18 protein-coding genes are annotated in these 25,605 nt (G+C 59.6%); 6 read left to right on the forward strand and 12 right to left on the reverse strand.

What is annotated here, in order from left to right; genetic code table 11:
* Positions 1-4 precede the first annotated feature (4 nt).
* The 3 genes from NGM15_RS02670 to NGM15_RS02680 all read right to left on the reverse strand — a co-directional run bounded on the left by NGM15_RS02670 (position 5) and on the right by NGM15_RS02680 (position 2,983).
* A complete protein-coding gene (locus NGM15_RS02670) occupies positions 5-1,255 on the reverse strand; it encodes an RNA-guided endonuclease InsQ/TnpB family protein (protein WP_253434933.1) in 1,251 nt (416 codons plus the stop codon).
* A 97-nt stretch (positions 1,256-1,352) separates the two neighbouring features.
* A complete protein-coding gene (locus NGM15_RS02675) occupies positions 1,353-2,465 on the reverse strand; it encodes a thiamine pyrophosphate-dependent dehydrogenase E1 component subunit alpha (protein WP_253434935.1) in 1,113 nt (370 codons plus the stop codon).
* 74 nt (positions 2,466-2,539) lie between these two features.
* On the reverse strand, positions 2,540-2,983 hold the full coding sequence (locus tag NGM15_RS02680; RefSeq protein ID WP_253434938.1) for a universal stress protein: 444 nt from the start codon (positions 2,981-2,983) through the stop codon (positions 2,540-2,542).
* 392 nt (positions 2,984-3,375) lie between these two features.
* Between NGM15_RS02680 and NGM15_RS02685 the strand changes: the two genes are divergently transcribed.
* Positions 3,376-3,915 carry a DUF1684 domain-containing protein gene (locus NGM15_RS02685; protein ID WP_253434940.1) on the forward strand — a complete coding sequence of 180 codons (540 nt, stop codon included), beginning with the start codon at positions 3,376-3,378 and terminating at the stop codon, positions 3,913-3,915.
* Between the two features lie 127 nt (positions 3,916-4,042).
* A complete protein-coding gene (locus NGM15_RS02690) occupies positions 4,043-5,197 on the forward strand; it encodes a cobalamin-independent methionine synthase II family protein (protein ID WP_253434943.1) in 1,155 nt (384 codons plus the stop codon).
* 532 nt (positions 5,198-5,729) lie between these two features.
* Here NGM15_RS02690 and NGM15_RS02695 read toward each other — a convergent pair.
* The 5 genes from NGM15_RS02695 to NGM15_RS02715 form a co-directional block, all read right to left on the reverse strand.
* Positions 5,730-6,530: an IclR family transcriptional regulator gene (locus NGM15_RS02695; RefSeq protein WP_253434946.1), complete on the reverse strand. Its 801-nt coding sequence runs from the start codon at positions 6,528-6,530 to the stop codon at positions 5,730-5,732.
* A 468-nt stretch (positions 6,531-6,998) separates the two neighbouring features.
* Positions 6,999-8,087 (reverse strand): aminopeptidase, encoded by a 1,089-nt coding sequence (locus NGM15_RS02700; RefSeq protein ID WP_253434948.1) that lies wholly within the window; start codon positions 8,085-8,087, stop codon positions 6,999-7,001.
* Between the two features lie 116 nt (positions 8,088-8,203).
* Positions 8,204-9,082, reverse strand: coding sequence for a DUF7351 domain-containing protein (locus NGM15_RS02705; protein ID WP_253434951.1), 879 nt, complete (start codon positions 9,080-9,082; stop codon positions 8,204-8,206).
* Between the two features lie 1,130 nt (positions 9,083-10,212).
* The gene (locus tag NGM15_RS02710; RefSeq protein WP_253434953.1) at positions 10,213-11,100 is read right to left on the reverse strand and encodes a GNAT family N-acetyltransferase; all 888 of its coding nucleotides are present in this window, start codon (positions 11,098-11,100) and stop codon (positions 10,213-10,215) included.
* A gap of 346 nt (positions 11,101-11,446) precedes the next feature.
* On the reverse strand, positions 11,447-12,208 hold the full coding sequence (locus NGM15_RS02715; RefSeq protein ID WP_253434955.1) for an IclR family transcriptional regulator: 762 nt from the start codon (positions 12,206-12,208) through the stop codon (positions 11,447-11,449).
* Between the two features lie 433 nt (positions 12,209-12,641).
* Here NGM15_RS02715 and NGM15_RS02720 point away from each other — a divergent pair, with 433 nt between their 5' ends.
* The 3 genes from NGM15_RS02720 to NGM15_RS02730 all read left to right on the forward strand — a co-directional run bounded on the left by NGM15_RS02720 (position 12,642) and on the right by NGM15_RS02730 (position 17,170).
* Positions 12,642-14,090: an enolase-like domain-containing protein gene (locus tag NGM15_RS02720; RefSeq protein WP_253434958.1), complete on the forward strand. Its 1,449-nt coding sequence runs from the start codon at positions 12,642-12,644 to the stop codon at positions 14,088-14,090.
* Positions 14,091-15,212: 1,122 nt separating this feature from the next.
* Positions 15,213-16,175, forward strand: a complete 963-nt coding sequence (locus NGM15_RS02725; RefSeq protein WP_253434961.1) for a Gfo/Idh/MocA family protein — start codon at positions 15,213-15,215, stop codon at positions 16,173-16,175.
* The gene (locus tag NGM15_RS02730; RefSeq protein WP_253434964.1) at positions 16,172-17,170 is read left to right on the forward strand and encodes a Gfo/Idh/MocA family protein; all 999 of its coding nucleotides are present in this window, start codon (positions 16,172-16,174) and stop codon (positions 17,168-17,170) included. The genes NGM15_RS02725 and NGM15_RS02730 overlap by 4 nt, the downstream gene beginning before the upstream one ends.
* Positions 17,171-17,501: 331 nt before the next feature.
* Here the strand turns inward: NGM15_RS02730 and NGM15_RS02735 are convergent, their stop codons facing one another.
* From NGM15_RS02735 to NGM15_RS02745, 3 genes are all read right to left on the reverse strand, one after another.
* Entirely contained in the window at positions 17,502-19,328 is a 1,827-nt protein-coding gene (locus NGM15_RS02735; protein WP_253434967.1) for a BNR-4 repeat-containing protein, read from the reverse strand.
* A gap of 1,000 nt (positions 19,329-20,328) precedes the next feature.
* The gene (locus NGM15_RS02740) at positions 20,329-21,381 is read right to left on the reverse strand and encodes a tyrosine-type recombinase/integrase (protein WP_253434969.1); all 1,053 of its coding nucleotides are present in this window, start codon (positions 21,379-21,381) and stop codon (positions 20,329-20,331) included.
* On the reverse strand, positions 21,378-21,743 hold the full coding sequence (locus tag NGM15_RS02745) for a DUF5805 domain-containing protein (RefSeq protein ID WP_253434972.1): 366 nt from the start codon (positions 21,741-21,743) through the stop codon (positions 21,378-21,380). Before NGM15_RS02745 ends, NGM15_RS02740 begins: the two co-directional genes overlap by 4 nt.
* Before the next feature lie 596 nt (positions 21,744-22,339).
* Between NGM15_RS02745 and NGM15_RS02750 the strand changes: the two genes are divergently transcribed.
* Positions 22,340-22,816: an ester cyclase gene (locus NGM15_RS02750; protein ID WP_253434975.1), complete on the forward strand. Its 477-nt coding sequence runs from the start codon at positions 22,340-22,342 to the stop codon at positions 22,814-22,816.
* A 1,224-nt stretch (positions 22,817-24,040) separates the two neighbouring features.
* On the opposite strand, the gene NGM15_RS02755 is transcribed toward NGM15_RS02750, so the two are convergent.
* Positions 24,041-25,561 carry a SagB/ThcOx family dehydrogenase gene (locus tag NGM15_RS02755; protein ID WP_253434978.1) on the reverse strand — a complete coding sequence of 507 codons (1,521 nt, stop codon included), beginning with the start codon at positions 25,559-25,561 and terminating at the stop codon, positions 24,041-24,043.
* Positions 25,562-25,605 lie beyond the last annotated feature (44 nt).

The following is a 25,605-nucleotide window of genomic DNA, read 5'->3' on the forward strand; positions in this document are numbered from 1 at the left end:
GCAATCAGTCACCAGCAATAGGCCGGTGACTCTCGCCGTTCAATGTCCCACCATTCACACGCAGGTCTACTTCTGCGTCTCCGTTCCCCGACGTGGGCGAGGAACGGAGTCTGTGTGTCCGCTTTCGGGCGTAGCGGAGCCCGATATTCTTCGCGCCGTTGTAATCCGCGTTCACCTCGTACCCGCACTTCTGGCAACAGAAGCGTTCTCCGTGGCGGTTGGCCTCGTGTGTGAACCCACAGTCCGTCCGAGAACAGCGCTGGGACGTGTGATTCGGCGCGACTTGCTCCACGGAGACGCCCTTCTCGGGTGCTTTGTACTCGACGTACTCGAACAGGCGTCGAAACGCCCAGACGTGGTGCCACTTCGCGTGCGGAAGACGCTCGCGTATGTCGGTCAAGTCTTCGAACGCGATAACGTCGCAGTCTCGTTCGACGGCTTCCGCGACGAGTTCGTTGGCGACGGTGTGAATGTACTGTTTTCGCCACGCGTCTTCGCGCTTCCCGAGGCGAAGAAGCGCGTTGTGCGCGGCTTGCGTGCCGCGCTGTTGCATCTCACCCCGTCGCTTCTCGAACTCACGACACCAGTGGTCGTACTCGTCTCCCTGCCAGAACGTGCCGGTCGAGGAGACGGCCAATGAGTTGACGCCGAGGTCGATACCGAGGACCGTTTGGTCGGAGTGCCCGGTATCTACCGGAACCTCCGCGTCATTGCCGTCGATCCGCCGAGTCGAGATATTGAGGTAGAACTCGTCGGTAGCCGCGTCGTACCGAAGCGTACTCTCGCGGAACTCGTAGTCTTCGGAGAGGACGTACCGCTCGTAGGGCGTCGGGCTATCGGCCGGAAGAACGAACGAGGGTTCGACCCGGCCCTCAATTGTCGCTAACGACACCTTGCGTCGGTAGAAGGTGGCGCTTCGCATGTCGTAATCCATCGTTTCGTCGGTGAACGTTGGGGAAGAGACACACTGTCCCTTCTTCCAGCGTTCGACGACGCCTTTGATGGCTTCGACGGCGCGTCGTATCGCGGCTTGGACGAGTTGGGCTGGTAACTCTGTCTCCGCTCGGAGGTCCGAGTAGAGTGCGTCCCGTACTTGTCGTTTGTTGGTCTTGCACTCGCTGTACGAGGTTTCAGACCAACAGTAGTCGGCGGTTCGGTTCGCACAGTACAAGTATTGCTCGGCAGTTCGGTGGAGTGTGTCGCGGTGCTCGTCGGAAACGGCGAGTTTCACGACGGCGGTTCGACGCACGTCCATACTTCAGAGACAATGTGACGGTACTTATACGTTCGGGAATCGGTCGGTTGCAGTACGTGGGTTGTGTCGTGTCATGTCGGTTTCCTCCCCGACCTACTCACTCACTTCGTTCGTTCCTTGAGGCCGGGGGCTCCACCTCGCATTTGCTGAGGAACGCACGCTGTTCGACCAGTCTTTCTGTGGGATTTGCGTAGGTATCCTCGAATATCTCGTCGGGATCGCCCTCGTACGACTCGGCACGGTTTATGGCCTCCTGGAGCGTCTCGTCGATCGCCGACTCCATCGCGTCGATGCGCTCGTCGTCGAGCAGCCCCTGTCCTCGAAGGTACGCTTCGAACCGCCTGATAGGATCGCGTTCCTTCCAGTGTTCGACCTCCGCGTCGTCGCGATAGACGGTCGGATCGTCCGCCGTCGTGTGCGCGCCGAAGCGGTACTGAACTGCCTCGATCATCGTGGGTCGAGGCTCTCCATCGAGGGGATTTGCCGCTCGACTGCGGACTGCCTCCGTCACGACGTACGTCGCGAGCGGATCCATTCCGTCCACCTGGATGCCGTCGAAGCCGTAGGCGCGAGCCTTCTCCGCGAACGTCTCCGATGCCGTCTGCTGTTCCCGTGGCGTGGAGATCGCCCACTGGTTGTTATTGCAGAAGAAGATGATCGGAACGTCGTAGACGCCCGCGAAGTTCGCAGCCTCGTGGAAATCCCCTTCGGACGTCGATCCTTCCCCGAAGTGAACGAGCGTCACGCGGTCGTCGCCGCGCAACTTCGCTGCCCACGCGTACCCGACCGCGTGCGGGAGGTGGCCACCGATCGAGATGTTGAGCGGCAGGACGTTGTCGTCGGGGAGCACCGCGTTTCCGACCTCGTGTCCCATCCAGTACAACAGGTACTCCCACGGGAAGCCCCTCGAGAGGACGGTCCCGTGCTCGCGGTACTGGTAGGAAATAGTGTCTTCCGTGGCCAGCGCATACGTCGACCCGATCTGTGCCCCCTCCTGTCCGGCGAGCGAGGCGTACGTCCCGACCCGTCCCTGGCGTTGGAGACTGATTATCCGCTCGTCGAATCGCCGACACAGGCGCATATCCTCGTATATCGACACCAGCGTCTCGTCGTCGAGGTTGGGAACGAGCTCCGGGGCGACGACGGTCCCGTTGGAACCGAGCACCGATACTCGATCGTCCGGCTCCCGGTCGAGTACGTCTCTGATCATGGAGAGGGGATCGGGCAGCGCCACGAAAAGCGTATTGTTGGATGTACCATTGAATCTTGGAAAAACACGTTGGTCTATACAACTCCGTTCGCGCTACGGACGACAAACACCGGGATCGGGGACTTGTCGACGACCCGTTCGGAGACGCTCCCCATCGTAATCCGTTTCTCTCGAGGACTCTTCCCGTGCGTGCCGATGACGATTAGATCGACGTCGTGAGTCTCGGCGTATTCGAGGATCGCTTTGGCCGGTGTGCCGCGCTCGACCGCCTCGACCCCCTCGAGTCCGGCGTCCGACGCTCGCTCGGTGACGTCGGTTACGGCCGCCTCACTCTCGCGTTCGAGTTGCCTCTTGATTTCCTCACGCGTCTCGCCCGTTGCTGCCTGGACGATCCGCGTGTCGATGACCGATAGCGCGTGGACTTTCGCATCGTTATCGGCGGCGATCGGAAGGGCGTGCTCGAGCGTCTGATCGATAGTGGTGCTTCCGTCCGTCGGAATGAGGATCTCGTCGTACATTTGTGTTCACTTCGTACATTGAATCGCTCTGGAGTGAAAAGACACGTTCCACCATTCGCCCGAGTGTGAGAAGCGTTTCGGTCACTGCAACTCTGCTCGATCCCGACGTACGACGACGCTCGAGACTGTTTCGGTCTCGAGGCTGTGACTGATATCTACGAGAACAGATGGAAATTAGCGTTTACGTCGGACCGGTACTAATTACTGCACCAGCGAGATGCTTCACGCCGGTACCGATAGCTAGGGGTGCCCGTCCACTTCCCACGACGACCTGAGTCGAACGAAGTCGCCGAGAACGCAGTGACCGTAGTGAACGGTCCTTACTTATCGACGCTTTAGCTTACACGCGAGCAAGGGCCGGCTTTACGACGACTCGTCACGTTCGTTCGATCATGGGCTCTGACTGGCGACGAGCGATCGAAACCCAGCGCGAGGAGAAAGATCGATACTTCGGCGAGAACCCACACTCTCCGATTCCGGAGTCCGAGCGCGAGACGTTCGACGGCCTCGAGTACTACCCAATCGACGACGAGTATCGCTTCGAACGTCCCCTCCATGAGTATGAAGACCCCGACCGCGTGGCCGTCGGGACGAGCACGGACGGCGAGCGTGAGTTCCTGCGCTGGGGCGAGTTCCGGGTCACCGTCGGCGACGAGGACGTCGCAATCCAGGCGTACAAGGCCGACCCCGACGACGAACGACTCTGGGTTCCGTTTCGAGACGCGACCAGCGGCGAGGAGACGTACGGCGCCGGCCGATACATCGACCTCGAGTCCGAGCACCACCGCACGAACAACGGAATCTGGGTCCTCGACTTCAATGAAGCGTACAATCCGACGTGTGCGTACGCAGACCGGTACGAGTGTCCGCTTCCACCGATGGAAAACTGGCTCGAGGTGCCAATCGAGGCCGGCGAAAAATCCTATCATTAGGGTCGCCGCATTCGTGACTGTCGTCGATACGTCACCGCGTTCGCCGGATGCCGATCCTGTCGTCGCTCTGTGCTACCAACCCCCTGGGTTCTACTACCTATCGGAACGAGTACTTGCGTGAGATCCAATGACGACGACCGAAAACCGAATCCGGACGACACACGTGGGTAGTCTTCCGCGTCCCCCGAAACTGCTCGAACTCCTCAAAGCCCGTCAGGACGACACGGACGTCGACGAGGACGAATGGAACGCGACCGTCACGGAGGCCACGAGATCCGTCGTCGAGCGCCAGGCCGAGGTGGGACTCGATATCGCCAACAACGGCGAACAATCGCGCGTCTCGTTCAACTGGTACGTCGCAGACCGCCTCAGCGGCATCGACGGCATGCGCGAGCAGGAACTCTGGGCGGACCTCCAGGCGTTCCCGGAGTACGCCGAGCAGACGTTCAAGACGGACGTCATCGACCTCTCGATGCACCCCGTCGTGACCGACCCCGTCGAGTATACCGGCGTCGACGAGGCCGAAGCCGAACTCGAGGCGTTTCGCGAGGCGCTCGAAACGGTCGACGCCGACTTCGAGGAAACGTTCATGACTTCGGCATCGCCGAGCGTGGTCACGGCCACGCACGTCAATGAGCACTACGACTCATACGAGGAGTTCCTCTTCGCCGTCGCGGACGCGATGGCGCACGAGTACGAACTCGTCGGCGACAGCGGATTGTCTCTCCAGATCGACGCCCCGGAACTCCTCACGGCCGGCCACACGGCAGCCTTCGCGGACGAACCCCTCGAGGAGGTCAAAGCGGTGACGCAGCTCCACGTCGAGGCGCTCAACGAGGCGCTCGCGAACGTCCCGGACGAACAGGTTCGGCTCCACACCTGCTGGGGCAGCTACGAGGGCCCCCACCACCTCGATACAGACCTCGTCGAGCTGTTACCGGTGATCTACGAAGCCGACATCTCCGGACTGAGCGTTGAACAGGCAAACCCCCGTCACCAGCACGAATACCGTGCGTTCACCGAGCAACCGCTTCCGGACGGCTGGACGCTGATGCCGGGCGTCGTCGACGTGAAGACGAACATCATCGACCACCCGGAGACGATCGCTGACCGACTTGAACGCGTCGCCGACGCGGTCGACGAGTCGACACCGCTGGTTGCCGCCCCCGACTGCGGGTTCGGTACGCAGGCCGGCCTCGGGATGGTCGACCCCGAAATCGCGTGGGCGAAGCTCGAGGCGCTCGTCGAAGGCGCCGACATAGCGACCACTCGTCTCTACTAAACCGCAGGAAGCCTCGGGGCTTGACCCCGGGGCGGTTCACCGTAGGCATACGAGGAGATTCGACAACGTCCACGAGAGGAATGTTCTCGTGCGGCCCGGCACGACGAGCCGTGTGCGAAGGCTGGCGAAATCGTTCCGGACTGGTAATGATATAAATATGGGGTTATTTGAATGAGGTTGTATTGAGTAGGTAGCACAATATCGATACAGTCAAAACATTTTTCTGATGACATCAAATTCGATGATAGGGCGGCGCTCCGGAACGGGTGTCCTGAATCGATCGGCCAAGTTACACGAGCTCTCTGCCACCGCCCTTCTCGTCGGTGGCTACGAATGGTTGTTTTCACTCTCTCGGTTAGGGTTGAGCGGTCAGCTCGCTACGTCGATCGAAACCTGATCGAAAAAGTAGTTTCATACCCTGACGATGCGAATTAACCGCTTCAATAGTTCGTGTGCGGGAAGTCGGGCGAGCGCCAAGTCTGTCTTGGACTTTTCCCACACTACTAAAGCACGCGACAGCCATACTAGCCAGTCAGATTATGTAACAATGGGGTGTTAGACTAGACCGTGTCGCTCGGACGGTCCTGATGCTCGATGTAATATTTCCTTGCACGGAATTAGCCGTTGAGAGAACGAGCCCCGGTACGTCCTCGTGAAGGCGCTTGTCGCTAATATTGCCCAGAGCGCCCGACACTGCGATGGCGCCGACTGGCATTTCGTTCGAATCGAGTACGGGTGCCGCGACAGACTGCTGCTGGTTCTCTACGTCTTTCTTGTAGACGACACGCTGATCTCTGGCCTGTTGCAGGCTGCTGATCTCTTCTCGCCGCTCCTCCTCGAGTTGGGACAGGACCATTTTACGCCGTTCTTTGGGGAGGTGTGTCAAAATACTAACTCCCGAAGCCTTCGTCGGAAGGAAGAAACGTTCTCCATTTCGAAAACGAGGGTCCTGAGTTCCTGACACCTGGTAGAATACGACGCTATCGGTGCCGTCTGGTACGACGAGGAGAGCTGGCATCCGCGTATTTTCCGCCAAACTATCGATATCGTTCGTAGCGTCCCCGAATTCGAGCAACTTGCGTTCCATCGTATAGGTGCCCAGCGAGAGGAAACTGAGGCCGAGTCGGTACTCGGTGCCGTCCTTCGTGACGTATCCGAGAGAGCGTAACGTCTGTAAGTGTTTGTGCACCGCGCTCTTCGAGAGGTCGATCGCTTGAGCAATCTCCGTCACGCCGGCCCCGTCTCGCTCGCGCAGCGTCTCGACGATGTCGAAGACTGTTTTCGTAGATTTCACCCACGACGAGCTCTGCTGTCGAACACTATCTTGGCTCATACTGGATTTTGCGAGTCTGCGCCCGCGCGTTGTCAACTAATTCGTAGTCGTTACTGAACAAGACCACTCGTTTACGAGCCCTTCGTCGTATCGTTCGTAAGCGTCGATGATGCCGGCATCACCCGTTTCCGGCGAGACGATGTCGACCGACCGATTTGCCGTTCAGTTCCGAAACTTGCAGAGCCTAGATATCCCATCCGTCCCAGGGACCGATCCTGCAGTCGGGCGAACTCCAGATTGAACGCGGTCTCGATGCCGTGCGTCGAAAACCGTTTGTAGTACAGTCCAATCCCTCTTTGACGCCGCTCCAGAGCGCGTACCCGTTCGTCGGAATGAGAATCTTAGCGTACATTGGCGCTCCTCAAAGTGAAAAGACGCGTTTCCCTACTGTCCGGGTCGTGAGAAGTGTTCGGTCGTGCAACGGGTATCGCCTCGTTCGAAGTGAGAATGATTGATGGGCTTCGATCTCTAGAAACCGTCCTCGAACACAAACGTTCCATTCCGCTGTATCCGTTCACCATCAATCTCGATGACCGAGTCCTCGCTCATGTCGACGATCATGTCCATGTGGATGGCCGACTCGTTGCCTGTACGGTCCAGGCCAATGCTCTCGTCAATGGCATGACCTAGTGCCATGTGGACGGTATCCCCCATCTTCTCGTCAAAGAGCATGTTGTGGGTGAACTGATCGATGTCGCGGTTCATACCGAACCCGAGTTCGCCGAGTCGCCGAGCGCCGTCGTCGGTCTCTAGAACGGCCTCCAACAGGTCCTGATTCTTCCCCGCACTGTAGTCCACTACCTCGCCCTTCGAAAAGATGAGCTGAACGCCCGTGACTTCGCGTCCGTAGGCCATCAGTGGTTTGTCGAACAACACCTCGCCCTCGACCGAGTCTGGGTTCGGTGCCGTGAAGACTTCACCGCCAGGGAGGTTCTTCTCACCGAAGTCGTTGATCGGTACCATACCGTCGATCGACATGGTGATGTCCGTCGTGTCACCAGAGCGAATTCGTACCTCGTGTCCCTCCTCGAACAACGCGACCAGTTTCTCCTGGAACTCGCGTTGAACTTCCCAGTCCTTGTTGACGGCATCGTACACGAAATCAGCGTACGCTGCCGTACTCATCTCGGCGTCCTGTGCGTTCCCCGGTGCGGGGTGCTGGGTCGCAACCCACCGCTTGTCCGCCATTTTTTCCTGGAACGGCTTCATCAACGCTGAATAGGCGGTGGTCTTCTCTGGGGGGATGTCGCTGGTTTCGTTCGTGTTCGACGCCGCACGGATTGCAATCGAGGCGTCGACGTTTTCGGCGAGGGCCATGTACGTTGCTGGCGGCCCGTCGTAGTCGTCGGGATCCATCGCTCGCATAAATGCACGTTGGGCCCGGCTACTTGGCCCGATGTAGATCGGTCGCGCACCGCGATCTCCGAGAAGTTCGTTCAGCGCGACAGCCAGATCTTCAGCTTCAGACGGAGCCGTAATCAGAACCTCGTCTCCTGGCTTCACAGCGATTGAGTGGTCGACGATGATACGTGCGTGTTCCACAATTCGTGGGTCCATGTCCGACTAGTGACTGGATGAGAGCCATCTTGACCGTTCCCAGAAGCGCATTTCTGTACGATAGTTGTGAAGAACAGGCGATGGTGGGGTATTAGCTATTCTGCCGCTCCTGCTCTCTAGTCGTCGCCGCTGATGGCCACATCCACGATCGTGACGTCGTGGTCTACCGTGGCGACGAGTTCGGTTTCGTCAACCGTCACGGACACGCGGGCTCTCAACGGATCGTCGTCCAGTATCTCGACCAACATGTCGTCGTCCTCTCCGTAGTATCGCCAGGAGGGATCGTGCAGCACGTCAACGCCGTGTTGTTCGAAAAATGAGATGGCGACCGGATGGTACAGTACCGGGAGTGCAGGTGAAGCCCGTAATTCATCGTCGCAACGTTCGCACTCGAATACTGCTCTAACGGGTCTCGAATTGGCCGACGAAGCCCGCTCGAGGGCCGCATCGACTCGGCCACCGCAGTTCTCACAGAAGCCCTGAAGGAATTTCATCACCGTCGCCCGCATCCAGCGGTCGAAGGCAAACGGGAGTTCCTGCCGGGCGAATTGGTCGAGCGTGCCAGGTGGAAACGAGAATTCATTGCGCCACGCTTCGCACTCCCGACAGTAGAGTAGCGCTGTCTCGTTACCGTACTCTGCGATGAGGCTGGAGTGACCACACATCGGACACGGTCCGTCGAACTTGAACGGGGGAATCGATGCGTTTGCCGTGTACGACCCCGAGAGGATAGCACCGTATACCTGTTCACCGGCGAACGAGAGTCGGTAGCCGTCTTCGTCCTGGGTCACGAAGTGGCCGACGAGTTTTTGAAGGTGATAGTTGAACTTCCCTGAGTCCCGTTCGCTCACAGCTGTCCGGAGGTCCGAAAACGATAGCGGCTCTCCGTTCTTCCCAAGAACCTGAACGATCTCTACGCGGAGGTCGTTCGAGAGCAGTCCGAACACCTCCTCTGGCGGTCGGTGTTCGACCGAAACTGCTTCGTCGTCGCTCATGGACGGTCTATGGCGAGATGGTGAGAAAGCTATTCCGCCAGCCGGCCAGGTGATCTCTGTCCGAGATTCGGTCTTTTCGTACGATAGCACTCGATAACTGGACCGGATCTATGCCGCGGTCTCGACGCTACTATCTACTGGTCGGAAGTTACCACAGTCGGGTAGACCGAACTCGAGTATCCCGGCGTATTCCGTCGTTGCCGGCCAGTTCTCCACTACATCTTCAAATTCGTCTTTCCTCGAGATCGATCACCGACGATGGTTCCCGCTAATTCTTCGCTGACGTTCTCGAGGGTGCCCTGGTGTCCTCGTCGACGAAGGCAAGGTCCTTTTTCTCGCTCAGCGATCTTTACGGCTAGTAGCGGAATCGAGTAGGGTCTGAGAGATCGGACTTCGGCTAGGGTTATTTTGCCGTGTACGCACGAGTAGATTCACGCCGTCCACGAGAGCATTGCTCTCGTGTGAGTCAGCAGAACGAGGTGTGTGGTGAGGCCGACGAAGCCGTCTCGAACCGGTAGTGATACTATTTTGCCAATATCTTCAGGAGTAGGTATTGATATAATTGCACAAGATTAATGAGGTCGAATCGGTTTCCTCGCGTCGTCGACTTTGATGATGCGACAGCGACCCAGAACGGAGTTCCTGAGTCGATCGATCGTGCAATACGTTTCTTCTGAAGCCGTATTCTTGGTTGTCGGCTACGACACTCTCCCTGCTCTCATTAGAGCAGAGTTGAGCGGTCAGCTCGGGCCGTCGACTACGCTCTACACGAAACTTACGTCGTCGAGTTTCGCGTTGTGTGCTTTCCCAGTGAGTGGAGAGGAAGTCGAGAGAGTATCTGGAGTTGTAGTGGGAGTATTATACACTACTAATGACGAATCGACCAAACAAAACTCGAAACTGACAAATTTTAGCGAGAGCTCCCGACCGTGACGCAGATACTTACACGCTCGTGACTGTGATTCGTGGTTCGGTCGCTCGTCGCTCACCGAGAACCAGGAGCGAAGATGACTCGACCGAGTTCGTAACGGCCTTGGCTTTCCCGTCCAAAACGGCCACTCGATATCAATTATCGACTAGACGCAATGAGATCGCTAACAGCCAATCTCGTGAGACGAATCGGGATCGAATCAACCGAACGCAAAGTCGAGAAATCCGTGGACGGACTCGGTGGCCAGTGCCGATTCGCGATCCGGATACGTCATCCGCACGAGTTCTCGCTCGCGGGCGAGACCGAGCGCTTCGAGGGAGGACGTGGTCGCGCCCCGTTCCGGTGAATCGACGATCACCTTCTCGCCAGGAAGGTCGGCCGAAACGGCTCGAAGTAATGGATCGACCACGGATGGTTCGGCCGCCACGAGCGGCCCGATCTGCCAGTGGGTTCTTCCCGGCCGGATGATCGCGTAGCCCTCGATCCCGGCCGAGGTTTGCGAGTAGAACCCGCGAACCTCGGGCTCGGCGAACAGTTCCTGGAGTAGCGTGCTCCGGTCGACGCCGACGTGATGGCGATCGAACTCGAAGACGGCGTCGACGTCCGGGAGGGTGAGGCGTTCGATAGTCTCCCTACCGGTGCCCGGTTCCCGTTCGTCCGCTACGTCTTCGGGTCGAGGAAGCATTCCTTGCCAGCGAAACACGGGCTCGACGGACTCGAACCCGTAGTTTCGGTAGATCGGCTCTCCGAGGTGTGTCGCGTCGAGGCCGACGATATCGCCCCCGTTCCCGAGTGCGTAGTCGAGACCGTGTTCGAAGATTCGACTGCCGAAACCCTGGCCCCTGTGGGTTTCGTCGACCAGCACCATCCCAACCCAGCTGACGTCGGCTCCGTTGCCGTCAGAACCGTAGGTTATCACGGTGGTCGTCGCGACGAGGTCGCCGTCGACGGTGCCGGCGAAACAGCCCGCTGAACAGCACGCGAGCAACCGCTCCCAGTCGGCGGGATGCTGGTTCCAGCCGGCCTGCGTCGAGAGGGTCAGTGCGTCGTCGAGGTCGTCGGCCGTGAGTGGTCGTATCTCGAGCATTCGATAGGAACGGATGTTCCAGAACGAACATAGCTCTGGTGGTCGGAGTATAGAGACTGTGCTCTGGCGGTCGAAGCAGAGATCCTGTGCGCTGGCTCCAGGATGAAAAGACTGTGCCGCCCAATTGCCACGCATTCGACCGTGAACGGGCTTCGGTCGAGACGACGACGGGCACGTTCTATCGCGGCCCCGGCCACCTGCCGAACGGCTCGCTGTGTTCGACCGTGATTTTGGCAGACGCCATCGAATCGTCTCGCCAGGCTGGGACGCGAGGAGTTCCGTTTCGAGTGGTCGTTGATGCCGACGTGCTTCTTCGCCGAAGGCGTTCACGGCGATGTAAAGGAGTTCACAGCGACGTAATGTTGATCTCGATAATATTGACTGCCCGACGAATCATCTCCGGTATTTCCGTTTCGAGACGTTCCTCGTTCATCCGGCGTTCCGGACCGATAATGCTGATCGCACCGTAGATCGTCCCGTCCTGGTCACGGATCGGCGCGCCGACGCCGACGAGTCCCTGGATCGTCTCGCCGTGGTTGTACGCGATTCCACTCTCACGAATCGTCTCGAGTTCCGTGCGCAACGCCTCCTCGCCGGTGATCGTGTTCGGGGTGAGGGCTTCGAACTCCATGTCCTGGATCAGTCGGTCGCGCGCTTTCACCGGCATGAACGCGAGCATTGCCTTCCCGACGGCGGTGTGGTAGAGGGCGTTTCGATACCCAACGTATATCTCGGTCTGGACGGCTTTCGCGCCCCGGGCCGTATGCAGACAGATTCCTTTGCCGTCCTCTTCGACGGTGAATAGTGCCATCTCTCCGGACTCTTCAGCGAGTGCGTCGACCTCCGTGGTCGCGATATCGTAGATGTCGATGCGGTTCTTCGCGTGGTGTGCGACGTCGATGAAGCGCAATCCCAATTTGTACTCACCGTTCTCGTTGATGACGTACCCACGTTCTTCGAGGGTCGCCAGGTGGCAGTGGGCGGTCCCCTTCGAGACGCCGATGTCCCTGGCGACATCCGTGACGCGGGCCCCACCGGTGTCCCGGAGGATATCGATGATATCGAGGGAACGCTGGACCGCTCGAACCGGATTCTTCGCTTCGGGCATACCAGATGTATGGGCGTATGTGAAAAATAAATGTTTGGCTCTGTTAAACAGACTCAGACGACATCTCCAGAAGAGTGACCGCAGTCGCTATGCACGGTCAAGACGTAATGGTCACGATAACACGGGCGAGGACCGATCCTGGACTCCGCATTGCGCTCGAGTCGAATAGACGTATTTCGAGGTTCAAACGAACGTACCAGCGTAGAACAATCGCTTGAATACACACTACCAGGTCGTTGTCCGCCAATGTTGTCGCAGAGCGTCCGCGAGCACTACTGGGATATCGTAGCCACGCGCGACTAGTTTAGCGAGCGATCTGAGGGCATAGCGTCTCGAATCGAGAGTACCGGACCCCACCCGATTCTCGAGCGCTCGACCGTCTCGTTGGCCCCAATCACGCACACTTATGCCTCTCCTGACAGTGATTTTGCGTATGAAAGTCGAAGTCGTCCGTGCTGACCAGTACGTGCGAAACAACGACACACGAATGCCGTTTCACTTCGGCAACGTCGTCGCAACCGAGGGAGCCCACCACTTTCTCGACCTCGAGATTGCGGTCGACGGTGAGCGGGCGACGGGCGTCTCGATGGTCGGAATCGCCCCAATGTGGTTTCTCAAGGACCCCGACCTCTCGCTGATCGAACAGAACGAGCGCCTGCTCGAGGTGTTCACGGCTGCCTGCGATCACGCTCGGGACCTCGAACCCGCGCCGACCGTCTTCGACTTCTGGTACGACCTCTACGAGCGCCAGCGTCAGTGGGCCGCCGACACCGAACACCCGCCGCTGCTCTGGGGCTACGGCGTGAGCATGGTCGAACAGGCACTCGTCGACGCCTTCTGTCGCCACCGACAGCTCACCTTCGCAGACGGAATCCGCAGCGGTGCCTTCGGGGTCGACCCCGGGCGAATCTACCCCGAGCTCGAGGGCGAATCGCTCACGACGTACCTGCCTGAAAACCCGGCTCGAGAAGCGGCCGTTCGACACACGGTCGGACTGGCGGATCCGCTCCGGCAGGACGAAATCGACGCGACGAACAGGCTCGAGGACGGACTCCCGCAGGCCCTCGAAGAGTACGTCGAGCGCGACGGAATCACGCACTTCAAGATCAAACTCTCGGCGGACGCAGAGCGCGACGCAGACCGACTCGTCCGCATCGGTGCAGTTCTCGAGGAGGGGACACACGACACGTATCTCTGCACGCTCGACGCGAACGAGCAATACGAGAGCGTTCGCGTCTTCAAAGAGCAGTGGGAACGCCACGCCGACGATCCGACCCTCGCCGCCGTCGTCGATCACGTCGCGTACGTCGAACAGCCGCTCCCTCGCGAGCAGGCGCTTACCGACGAGACGGGCGAGGTCCTCTCCGAGTGGAGTGATAGCCCGCCGATCATCATCGACGAGTCCGACGACCGGTTAGACAGCGCTGGTCGTGCCCTCGAGTGTGGGTACGCCGGAACGAGCCACAAGAACTGCAAGGGCGTCTTCAAGGGCGTCGTCAACGCCTGTCTCATCGAGAAATGCCGCCGCGAGACGGACGGCGACTACGTCATGAGTGGCGAGGACCTCACCACGATCGGTCCGATCGAATTGCTCCACGACCTGGCGGTGATGGGGACACTCGGACTGGATCACATCGAACGCAATGGCCACCACTACTATCACGGCCTGAGCTTCCTCCCCGAGGACCTCCAGGAGACGCTCCTCGAGGCCCACGGCGACCTCTACGAGCGTCACGAGGACGGATTCGCCGCACTCGACGTCGCGGACGGCCGCATGCAGTTCGGCAGCGTGACCGACGCGCCGTTCGGTCGGCGCTTCGAGCTCGATCCGACGCGGTTCACGCCGCTCGAGGCGTGGAAAATCGAGTCGATGTACGAGTAGGTCTGTGAACTCTCGAGTCGGATCTTGCTAGATACGAATCCCGTCCGTTCGAACTGACCGTGGCGGCCAACGAGTCGAATAGGCCGCTCCATTCGCAGAACGTCCTCGAACTCGATGCGGCTACGTGAGAGAGAGGTCGTCCTGGACGGCGGACTCTCTCAGAACGGCGGTTGCTTCCCTCGTCGTCGGGTCGATGGGCGTGAATGCCCGGGACGCCCTCCACCAGATCGTAAAAGTCGTATATCGCGTCCTGGATCCCCGCTGTGGGGTCGTCGTAGTGTGTCAGTTGAACGCGTCCGAGGGCGGCGCTGGTCTGATGCATGCGGTATTTGTGACCGCCGAACGGGGGGCCGGAGACACCAACGGCTACGGTTCGGACCATCAGCGGTCGTCACCGCTCGAGCGGCTGGTTCGTGAGTTGGGGGTCCGGTTCGGACTGCTAGCTTTTCCGTGTCGAGGACGAGATCGAACTCGAGGAGTCCGGGGTGATGGACCAGGTCGTTCGAATCCATCACGAGCGAGTCGGAGCGCCGGGGGCTTGATGATGTTTCCTATGATAAAACACGTTGCCTGTTATCGTGTCTGTCGACTGCAATTGAGCACTCGGTAATCGGCCGCCGATGCGCGTGTATGTCAGAGACGAGCGCTTGGGAACTCCAGGCCTTCATGGTCGCCGTCGCGGTACGTTCGGCTATACCGGCCCTACCTTTTGTCTCCCCATCCTTATATTACAGACCTAGGTGTGTAATTTCTGAGGTACGATCTCGAACGATCTGGCCACTGTTCGGATCGGACGGCCGAGTCCACATCCTGGACACTGGGTTGTCTACGCAGGTGTACAACGCGCCCTCGTATCGCCAACCGAGTGTGTTTCGAAGAGCAAAACGAACTTGATCTACAACTACTCAGTGGCCATCACCCGTTCCCGGCAGTTGCGCCCGAACCCTGAGAGAGGCAGGCTATGGCTTCACTCAGACGGGGCTTCGTGGCGGATTCCGTGGATTCGGCCTCGAGCGGGAGGAACGCGTGGGCGACACGACGCTGCGACTCGCAGACGGACGGCCTGTGCTTCGACTCCTCCCACGAAACGTTTAATATTGCTCTGGCGTGTCAATGCCCAGTATGCGAGTTTGTATCGCGGGATCGGGATTCATGGCCCGAACCCACGCGGTGGAGTACGCCCAGATGGACATCGAGGTCGTTGGCGTCGCCTCGCCGAGCGGTCCCGACGAGTTCGTCGCGGAGTTCGGCTTCGAAGCCGAAACCTACACGGACGTCGAGACGATGCTCCAGGAGACGGACCCCGATTACGTCGACATCTGTACCCCGACACACACGCACGTCGAACTGGTTCGGACGGCCGCCGCCGCCGGCGTCGACGTCTTCCTGGAGAAACCGATCGCCAGGACGCTCTCGGAGGCTCACGAGATCGACGAGATCGTCGCCGATGCCGGGCTGACGTTCATGGTCGGCCACGTCGCCCGCTTCTTTCCGAACTACCGAAATGCTCGCGACCTCGCGATCGGGAACGAGGGCGTCGCTCGCGCTCGGCGACTCTCGCCGTTCCCGGACTGGGGCTCTGATAACTGGTTCGCCAACCGCGAGAAGAGCGGCGGCATCTTCGTCGATCTGGCGATCCACGACCTCGACTATCTCCGGTGGTGCTGGGGCGACATCGAGCGGGTGTTCGCCCGCCGCCACCGCGACGACGAGTCCGAACACGGGTTCGTCACCATTCGCTTCGAGAGCGGCGCGGTCGGCTACGTCGAGTCCTCGTGGGCCCAACCTGACTCGAGGCCGTTTACCGTCGAACTCGAATTCGCCGGCGACGATGGCCTGGTCGAGTTCTCGAGCGCCGAGGAGTCGGCCTACGCCGAGTGGACCGACGGCGAGGCGACCGTCGAGAGCCCGCTCGCGAGGAACGGCTATCGGCGGGAACTCGACCACTTCGTCTCCTGTCTCGAGGACGGTTCGGAACCCGAGGTCGGCGCTTCTGCGGGGATCGAAGCGCTTCGCCTCGCGCTCGCCGCCGAGCGCTCGGCCGACCGCGGTGTCCCTGTCGCACCCGAGGAGGTGACGAAATGAACGAACCCATCGCGATGGGGGTCCTGTCGACTGCCCACGTCCACACGGACGCCTACGCCAGTGAACTCGCCGAGCGCGAGGACGTCGAGTTCGCCGGTGTCACAGACAGAGATTCCGATCGCGGCCAGGAGACAGCCGAACGCCACGACACCGAGTACGTCGCCGACGCCGGCGCCCTTCTCGAGCGTATCGACGCCGCAGTGATCTGTGCGCCAAACGCCGACCACCGCGAGTGGTTCGAGCGGGCGGCCGCCGCCGGCGTCCACGTCCTCTGTGAGAAGCCGCTCGCGCCGACTCTCGAGGACGCACGGGCGATCGTCGACGTCTGGCAAGAGTCGGGAATCCGTGCCGGTATCACCATGCCGCTTCGGTTTTGCGGTCCGGCCCAGCGGGCCAAGGAGACCCTCGACGCTGGCGAAGTCGGCGACCTCCTCGCGATCTCCGGAACGAACCGTGGGCAGATGCCCGGCGGCTGGTTCGTCGATCCCAAGGCCGCTGGCGGCGGTGCCGTGATGGACCACTCGGTTCACATCGTCGACCTCGTCTATCACCTCACGGGTCAGGCGGTCACGGAGGTGTACGCCGAGGTCGGCACGCGTTTTCACGACATCGCGGTCGACGACGTCAACGTTCTCTCGATGGAACTGGCGGACGGAACGCCGTTTTTCCTCGACGGGTCCTGGAGCAAGCCGGACGCCTGGCACACGTGGGGCGACGCGACCCTCGAACTGACCGGCACCGACGCCACGGTCGGCATCGACTACACGGATCAGTCGCTCGTCCACACCGCCGAGTCCGGTTCGAACGCGGGCGTTCACACGGCGTTCTACGGCACGAACGCGAACGCGGGCCTCATCGAGGACTTCGTGAGCAGTGTTCGGGCAGATCGAGAACCGGAGATCACCCCGGACGACGGCCTGCTGGCCGTCGCCGTCGTCGAAGCGGCCTACGAGTCCGCCGAGACGGGCGAACCGGTCGACGTCGCGTTCGACTGACCCTCGACCTGTCACGAGATCCAGCGTCACGTCCAGGACAGTTCCTGAAAGTGGACGTCCGTCACGACGTGATATCCGACCTCGAGCCCGTGATTCTACCTTACCCCCGGTCACGCACTCGGCGGACTGTCCCACTCCTCTTCGTTGTCTTGGAGCGCGTCGTCGAGCGAATCGTTCCAAATCGATGGAACGGAGACGTAGGCGTTACGAGAAGGTCGTATCCCTCGTCTTCGAAGACGGTCTGTACACCGTCGTACGTCGCCGCCCGGACCGAACGGGAGCGACGGTACTCGAGTCGACTGCTGCAAAGTTCTCGAGGTGACCGTCATGGCTACTCCGCGAGCGTCCGCAACTCCGCCGTCGAGAGTGGCCGGTTGTAGAGTCGAACGTCCGTAGCGGTTCCGTCGTAGCCGCGACCGAAGAGGTACTCGCCCTTCAGTAGCGTCCAGCTGGCCCAGTCGGTCTCGAATTCGATCGGACCGTCGAAACGAGCCTCGTCGACCACTTCACCGTCGATGGCGAGTGTAAGGCGATCTCGCCCGTCCCAGACGCCCGCTACGTGATGGGGCTCGCTCGCTGCTACGTCCTCCCAGGTAACCGTACGCTCCTCTTCCGGGCCGCGCAGCGAGAATTCGATCCCCGATTCCCCCGTGATACCGATCCCAAGCGTGACTGCACCGCCGAAATTTGCGAGGACCTGTGGCTTGGTCACGTCCCGCGGTTCGAGGCGTGCGGCGACGGAGATACCGCCGGCAAACGTGGCGGTGTCGTAGCGGTCGAACCCGAGGTCGACGCCGTGTGAACCGTCGCCCTCGAGTGTCGGCCCGATGAGTTGGTCGGTGGGCAGCCCGCGAAGGACGGTCTGTGCCGTGTCCATGTGTTTGTACGAACCCGTCATCCAGAGGACTGGCACGTCCTCGCCGGCGTTTCGCGGGACGACCGGCCTGAGGTCGCACCCGGTCGACCGTTTCGTCACAGTCAACTCCGCCCAGGTCTTACCGCCAGTAGCGGTCTCGAACCGCCGTAGTTCGCACTGGTCGCCTCGAGAGACGCAGCCGTAGACGACGCTCGGGTCGTCGCGGTCGATCGAGAGCCCGCCGGAGTAGTGCAACTCGATCGGCTGTCTGGCTATGTAACGTCCTGCGTCCGCGAGGTGGTGATCGCACCACCGGTCACCGTCCCACCGCGCGTACCGGTATTCGTGGGCGAGCGTCGACGGGAACGTCGCGTACGCAACGACCGGATTGCCGTCGTCGTCGACCGCACTGTCCCAGACCCAGGCGTAGTGGTTCCCCGTTGCGGTGGAGTCGTAGACGACCTCGAGGTCCGACTTCGTCATCGGCAGGTCGTCGGGGCGGGCGATGAATGCCCCGTCAGCGTCGTAGAAGCGTCCGTTGCGAAACTGTGCGTACATGATGTTCCACTTGGGGGCATCGCCACCGCGCTCGGCGTCGGTGAAGAAGAAGTGAATCGCGTCGTCTCCGCGAGCGGGAACGAAGTACATCGAGTAGTGGCCCTCCGGGGGGACAGTGATTCGCGTCTGGTCGCTCCAGGTCAGCCCGTCGTCATCGGACATTCGGTAGTAGAGGTTGCCGTCGCCCACGTAGCCGTATTTATCGTCCGTCGCGTCGCGTGTGTAGGTCCGATCCCGGTAGAACAGGTACAGCGTCTCTGGATCGTCGGGCGATCGGACCGGGTTCGGATACGTGACGCTTTCCTGTTGGATCCGCCGGGTCGGGCCGAACGCCGACACGCTTTCGGGATCACAGGAGACGGTGTAGTGCAGTGCGTCGCCGTTGTGCCCCGCCCAGAACAGCAGAATTCGTCCGTCGTTGCGGAGGATTAGTGACGGATTCGTGTGGTCGTCGTCGGAGAACGATTCGTCGACGACGGTGGTCGAAAACGAACGCGTCTCGTGGTCGTAGGCCGCGGCGACGATATCCCGCCCGGTCGGACCGCCGAGGTAGCAGACGTACGTTCGCTCCCGATCGCCGACGTGTCTGACCGCTCGCGGGTTCGTAAACCAGATCCAGCGCGCGTCGACCCCGTAGTTACCGTGGTTACCCTCGAGCGAGCGGTCTCGAACGATACCGTCGGGCGATCGCTCGCCCGACCAGTACCCGAGGAGCCCGTTCGAAATCGAGATTTCCTCTCTCATTCCATTTCTATGGAACTAACTCGCGCAGTACGGGTTATACGTTTCCCCGTTACCGAGAACGCGCCTCGAACGATCGGATGTGTAACGACGGTCTCGAGCATCGGAGTCCCAGATATGGTTCTGGCACCGAAACGTCACCCGTGTGCTCACCTCTTGAGAGTACCGATGACACAGTGATCGTCAAACTCGAGACGATTCACGATATCCTCGCTCTAGCTGACAGCCTAAAATCATTACGAACGGTTTCCGGTATTGGGGTATATTCGAAATAATCCCCATCAACGCTGGTTCTCGATGTCGATGTTCACGGACAACGGAGAACTGATCCAGCAGCGGTCTCTATCCATCGACTGTTCGGGAACTCGATCCCGACGATTCCACATCTCTAGAGAATGGGTACGGTACTGTATTGCCTCATTTGACTCTCACAGCGTGGTCCACTCGAGTGTATCGACCGAATCTGCTCGAAGTATCGTTTCGCACGTAGAAATGCAGACTCACCACCTCCATAATTCACGGCTGAATTGTTGGACGAGCAGACACGAGTGTTTTGAACTACCAACGCACTACTAACCCATACAAATTTCGAACCAATCACGTATCGGATAGGACTCTGTGGGAGTGCTAAACGAACCAGTGTCTATTGGTGAATCCGCAGGACGGAGACTATTGTGATCAGTTGATGGATTAGATAGTAATTCCAGCGATACGGTCAGTTCGCTTCTCAGACGTGCTTAACGAGTGCTCTATCGAGCGCCGAGCGATGAGACGAACTGGACGCGAGGGATTAATTCACCTCACTCCGTCAGGCCCGACATCACACTGGATACTGTGACACACCCATCACGTACTGAACTCACTTTGCCCATTTACTCTCCGATCGTCCGGAAACGCGTTGCAGCCCAATCGACTGCGGATAACGCCCAGGCGTGTATTCTGGCTTTCGACAATGGTGGCGACATTCAATATAGCAATATACAATTTATTTGGGCCAGGTCGGTCATTCCTGTAAACGAAAGATGTTGTTTCGGTAGGGTGCCTCGACGAGTTCCTCCCAGTTGTGAGTGTACCTGTCCATCACGTCACCAACGTCGCCTCTGACGTACTTGACGACGTACGCATCTCCCACTCGGTTGCGCATTTCTGTGGTGAAGAAGTGGCGGAAATAGTGTGGCGTCACGTTCTCCTCCGGCCCTGCACCTTCAGCGTACCAGCCCCACTCTTCGGCCACCGAGCGAACGTGAGAGCGCACGGCGTCGCTCGTCAACCGTTCGCCGTAATCCCTCGAGAGGCTCACGAACAGCGGATCGGCATCCGAGACTGGGTCGGGGCGGACAGACAGCCAACGTACGAGTGCGTCTCGCAACTCCTCGTCGATTGGGATTCGGGTGTCTCGATGACGTTTGTTCCCGTCGACACGCTTTTCGCCGTGTACGACGCTTCCAACGCCAATAGTGCTGTCCACGAATAGCGTACCCGGGTGATCGCGAATCGCCGCCCGGACCGGCTTCGAACGATGTTTTCGAACACCGGCGTCATCGAGGTGGACGTCACGCAAGTCGAGGTTGCACGCTTCGCCGGCCCGCATTCCGGTCTTCACCAGCAACGTTACGAGCGCCCGCCTGAGGGGATGTTTGACGCCGTCGACGAACTCGCTCATCTGTTCGACAGTTACGTGTCGGCGCGTCGGCGAGGAATCTCCCTTCTCGCTCATCTCTTCCATGACGACTACCATCGGATTCGCATCGAACGTGCCGACCTGGGCCATGTACCCGTAGAACCGGTTGAGGTGGACGGCCTTCGTCCGGATCGAACCGGGAGCGTAGCCGTCGTCGCGCAACCCCTGGATCCATCGCAAGCAGTCAATGCGGTCAGCGTCGGCAAGCACCGCTTCACCCAGGTGAGCGTCGAACTGCCGAAGCGTCGTCTCGTAATCGTCGACCGTCGTTTCCGATCGCCCGTACAGCTTCATCTCCTCGATAAACGTCACGATTGGGTCGGTCGTAGCATCAGTTGATGACCGCGTGAAGTCTTTCCCTGCCATCTTCGTCATTGGTTCAGGACGAACCCGCCATCCTGGACGGAGTAATCGATGTCGCCGGCGTCGTTCAGTCGCTCGAGTGCCGCTGTCGTGGATTGCTCGACCTCGTCGAGTAGTCCATCGACGATTTCGTCGGTGGGGAGAGAACCAGTCTGGCCCAGGTGGGTGAGGATACGCTGTTCGATCAGGTCATCTAGAGTGGTGTCTTCGCCCCCTTGACCCTGGGGGTCGAGGCCGAAATCCCGCCGTCCAGCATTGATCATCGCGCGGATGTAGGCTGCCCGGGAGCCAAAGCCCATCTGTTCGGCCTCCTCGTCGTAAATCTCGAGCTGGTATTCGGGGACGTCGACATTGAGGGATCGCTTGTTCTGCATCGTCTCATCGGTCACGACTCGTGACAGTCACTTAATGATGATGGTTGGAGGCGGCTTATGCGCCTAATCCGTCCAAAACACCCCAATATACCGGCAAAGTACGCACTGTTTGATACCTAATGGACGGCTTACTGGAATAAGATGGTTTTTCAGTGGGTGGTTTCGGATCGTTCTGACGGCTCGTCCGGTTCAGGAGGTGGTACCCAAAATATAGTATCCATCACGATTATCGCTGATTTGTCGAGGACCGATTTCGCTTGGTTCTACTGACCTTTGATCTCTGGAGTGCATAGAGGAGGACCGGACGGCGTGCGATGGTACGCGCACTCTTTCACACTTCGTTCGATTCGTTCACTTCTCCTCTACAGCGGCGTGAAAGGTCCAGAATCGGTATCCAGTACGAAGCCACTTTAGAGCAGTGCTATCGGTCAACGGTTCGCATCGAGTCGGGTTTCGAGGGGATCTCCTCGGCCAGCGACCCCGAAAACATTGAAAAGCTGTTAACATGGTTCACGGCGTAACGTACACTTGCGTTAGATTCGGGCATCGAGGGGCGCGAGGGTCCGAGCCGAGCGTACAGACGTGCGAGGGAGAGTATGGCATCAGCATCGACAACCAGGGCAAACAAAGAACTCGTTCGTCGATTCGCGAACGAGTTCGTCAACGAGAGCAACTACGACACAGCCAGAGAGTTTCTGGACGTGGATATCGTCGATTCCACTCCACTGGGCGAAACAACGGGCCGAGAGGCTATCGTGGAAACCACAAAGGAACTACGCACGGCGTTTCCCGATTTCGTCGTCACTCCGGAAGAGACCGTCGCGGAAAAAGACACGGTCGTCGTCCGGATGACACAGCGGGGAACACACGAGGGAGTGTTCATGGGACACGAGGCGACCGGGAACGCGTTCGAGATTGAGGCAATGGCGTTCCTGCGACTCGAGGACGGAAAGATAGCCGAGCGTCGAGTCAGGCCCGACGTACTCGGGATGCTCCGACAGTTGGGGGATCACGACACTGCCAATCGCATAACCCGGGCTACTGTGACGCCCATCGTTTTTCGATTCACTTGATTGTTAAGCCGTGTGCCAGGGATACAGCAATCTCTAATCGATCCGATGGGGTCTCTTTATACCTCAAGCTCCAAACGAAATTGCGTTCAGCCCGGTACACAGTTTTTCTCGACTGAATTCTGTACAGTTGGTTAGTAGATCGCCGCGACTGGCGACCAGTGATTCTCACCACCACGCCAGCACCCAACAATCACGAATATTAGTTTTCAATTCCTGTATTATATTTACGAATGCATAAACACCTCTGGACCGTAACTGGTGTATGAACTCGGCCAAATTCAACGACCCGCTCGATCAGTCCGAACCCCCAGTATATCTACCCGGAACGCCGACCGTCTCGTTCATAGAGTACGTCGAGTTGTTCATCAGAACGCTGCGTCGGTGATTCGGTAGCATCGAACTCCGGACACGCACACTCTTTCCGCCTGACCGTCATCAGGTGCTCACCTGACCGAGGTGTCCTCTTTCTGGACGCAAGTGTGCGCCCCCTACGGTCGTTGCTGACGGACCCAGGCGGTCGAATCTGGAGTTGCTCTGTACTGAGTTCGCGCCCATCTCAGCCACACGACATACGTCGTCGATTAGCCGCTCCAGGTGAACGTCACTTGCTCGAGAGTCCCCTTTTCTGAAGTCTGATTTGAAAACTGTACGAACGAGTACCAAAGCCGGCGAATTCCACGATCGGTATCGTTCCCGGCCTGAAGAAATGGTCGAGTCCGTTCTGTCCGTGTGTACCCATTGTCGAGGCCCCTTCGTACTCGTCGATGGCTCGAAGAATTCTCTATGCGAAATCCCAGCCCTGCGGTGTTTTTTGACGTCAATCCCGGTTACGTTTCTCGCTCGCCTCATCCAATGCTCGTTCAGCCTTGCAATCGGCTTCCTCGAACACGTCGTAGTCAGTAGCGACGAACCGTTCGTTGACGACAGCAGCGCATGAATAGTCGAGTCGAACTGATTCACCAGTATTTAGCTCTTTCAATCGCTTCATCTGTGTCATCGCTTCCGTCCGTCGGGGCTAGAATAGTTGACTGCACGAGAGCGTTCGCTCGTCCCGAATCATCGAGTAATACGGGTGATCGCTGAAACTGATCCATAAACTACTAAATGATATATCAATATGGCCAGTGGTTGCGAGAGCAGGTCGATGCAATTGACCCGCAAGTCGGCTCAGCGATGGATGCACATTCGATAGATGCTATCTAAGTAATCACACGGTTCACGTCTCTACTCCGGTTTGCCGAACGTGTAGAGGAACATAGGCGTCTGTCCGTCGGCACGCGGGGACAGAAACGACGTCACGCGGTCGTCGTAGAACGTGAGCCCAGTTCCGCCGAGATTGCGATGTGCGTAGGTCGCCAGATAGCAACGCCCGGCGGTCACCGCCGCCTCGAGCTGTGCCAGTCGGTACCCCCGATTCCCGAGTCGATCGACGACCGCCTCGAGGTCCGTCAGGAAGTACACGCAGGCCGCGGCTTCCCCGCCGAGGCGCTGATCGAGCGCGAGGTGGGCCGCTTCCTCGCGACACTCGCCGTCGATCAGGCGCTCGAGTTCGCCCGCCTCGGGGTGGTAGTGGTATGCGCCGGGCGGAACGTCGTCGACGCCGTTGACGAGTACGTACGCGTCGACGAACTGGAGCGGCGAGGCGTCGGATTCGCGACCGTCGAGCGGAACGCCTCGTGTAGCACGATCGAGCACCGTCGAAAATTTCCGAAAGCTCACCGGTTCGCGCTCGTAGGCGCGACAGGAGCCCCGACGACGGATCGTCGCGTGTAGCGGCCGCTTCGACTCCGTCTCGTAATTGACCGGGTCGAGTTCGATCCGGTCTCCATCACCTCCCTTTCGTTGTCCGACCGATTGCGCTCGTGCAATAGAGCGCCACTCGCGGACGGCGTCTCCGCTCTCGAGCGTGCTCGCCCGCCAGGCTTCGTGGACGAGCGGGAACTCCTTCTCTTCAGGTGACAGCGCCGCAGTCGTCGGATCGATTGGTTCGAGGGTGGGTGCGTCGGGCGCACGATTACCGGCGCCGACGGGGACGAGTTCGAGCGGCGCTTCCCGTCGTGGGTCGACACCCAGCAGTTCGACGACGGACTCGTCGGCAAACCCGAGGACGACCTCCGCGGGGAGAGAAAGCGAATCCGCGGTCGCTAGCAGGTTTGCGAGTACCGTCCCCGAATCCCAGAACGCGTGACGGTACGTCCGGTCGCGGTACTTCCAGGCGTTTCGCCACCAGGTCGACGTCGCGACGAACGTGACCGGTGCAGTTGCGACGCCGTCGTGATCGCTGGCGGCCGCGAGCACGCCCCGGTAGTCCCCCTCGCGAATCACGTCGAGCGACAGCGATTGGGGCTCGACGTGGTAGACGCCGGCTTTCAGATCCGCAAGGTCGTCACAGACCGCGTACAGGTCGACGTGATACAGCGCCCCAGTGCAGGCCGCGGCGCGAAAGAGTAGCTCGCGGCCCTGACGGGTGAGTTGCTTCGTGATTCCGGTCGAGAAGTACGACAGCGCCGTGAGCGCGTCCAGGTTGACGGCTCGCTCGTGCGAGAAATCGGCGTTGGTAGGTGTGATCGCCGACAGCGCAGGAATGCCGGTCACGCGAACACGGTCCGATAGCGCTCGTCGCGAGAGGTTCTCGTAGCGCTTGAAGGGGCGAGGCTTGTTATCGAAATCGAGACGGTGGCCGCTCTCCTGGACGCTTTTTGGCGAGTGTTTGGTGCGCTCGTGGTACTCGAGGGCGCTGACCATACGGGTGTCCTCTACGGCAGTCCCAATCAATCCGGGGTGTGGTT

This window comes from Natronosalvus halobius (assembly GCF_024138145.1).
Taxonomy (GTDB): Archaea; Halobacteriota; Halobacteria; order Halobacteriales; family Natrialbaceae; genus Natronosalvus; species Natronosalvus halobius.

Bases quoted from the DNA above. Each gene is read 5' to 3' on its own strand.
- NGM15_RS02670 (WP_253434933.1), bottom strand. From the start codon at position 1,255: ATGGACGTGCGTCGAACCGCCGTCGTGAAACTCGCCGTTTCCGACGAG.
- NGM15_RS02675 (WP_253434935.1), bottom strand. From the start codon at position 2,465: ATGATCAGAGACGTACTCGACCGGGAGCCGGACGATCGAGTATCGGTG.
- NGM15_RS02680 (WP_253434938.1), bottom strand. From the start codon at position 2,983: ATGTACGACGAGATCCTCATTCCGACGGACGGAAGCACCACTATCGAT.
- NGM15_RS02685 (WP_253434940.1), top strand. From the start codon at position 3,376: ATGGGCTCTGACTGGCGACGAGCGATCGAAACCCAGCGCGAGGAGAAA.
- NGM15_RS02690 (WP_253434943.1), top strand. From the start codon at position 4,043: ATGACGACGACCGAAAACCGAATCCGGACGACACACGTGGGTAGTCTT.
- NGM15_RS02695 (WP_253434946.1), bottom strand. From the start codon at position 6,530: ATGAGCCAAGATAGTGTTCGACAGCAGAGCTCGTCGTGGGTGAAATCT.
- NGM15_RS02700 (WP_253434948.1), bottom strand. From the start codon at position 8,087: ATGGACCCACGAATTGTGGAACACGCACGTATCATCGTCGACCACTCA.
- NGM15_RS02705 (WP_253434951.1), bottom strand. From the start codon at position 9,082: ATGAGCGACGACGAAGCAGTTTCGGTCGAACACCGACCGCCAGAGGAG.
- NGM15_RS02710 (WP_253434953.1), bottom strand. From the start codon at position 11,100: ATGCTCGAGATACGACCACTCACGGCCGACGACCTCGACGACGCACTG.
- NGM15_RS02715 (WP_253434955.1), bottom strand. From the start codon at position 12,208: ATGCCCGAAGCGAAGAATCCGGTTCGAGCGGTCCAGCGTTCCCTCGAT.
- NGM15_RS02720 (WP_253434958.1), top strand. From the start codon at position 12,642: ATGAAAGTCGAAGTCGTCCGTGCTGACCAGTACGTGCGAAACAACGAC.
- NGM15_RS02725 (WP_253434961.1), top strand. From the start codon at position 15,213: ATGCGAGTTTGTATCGCGGGATCGGGATTCATGGCCCGAACCCACGCG.
- NGM15_RS02730 (WP_253434964.1), top strand. From the start codon at position 16,172: ATGAACGAACCCATCGCGATGGGGGTCCTGTCGACTGCCCACGTCCAC.
- NGM15_RS02735 (WP_253434967.1), bottom strand. From the start codon at position 19,328: ATGAGAGAGGAAATCTCGATTTCGAACGGGCTCCTCGGGTACTGGTCG.
- NGM15_RS02740 (WP_253434969.1), bottom strand. From the start codon at position 21,381: ATGACGAAGATGGCAGGGAAAGACTTCACGCGGTCATCAACTGATGCT.
- NGM15_RS02745 (WP_253434972.1), bottom strand. From the start codon at position 21,743: ATGCAGAACAAGCGATCCCTCAATGTCGACGTCCCCGAATACCAGCTC.
- NGM15_RS02750 (WP_253434975.1), top strand. From the start codon at position 22,340: ATGGCATCAGCATCGACAACCAGGGCAAACAAAGAACTCGTTCGTCGA.
- NGM15_RS02755 (WP_253434978.1), bottom strand. From the start codon at position 25,561: ATGGTCAGCGCCCTCGAGTACCACGAGCGCACCAAACACTCGCCAAAA.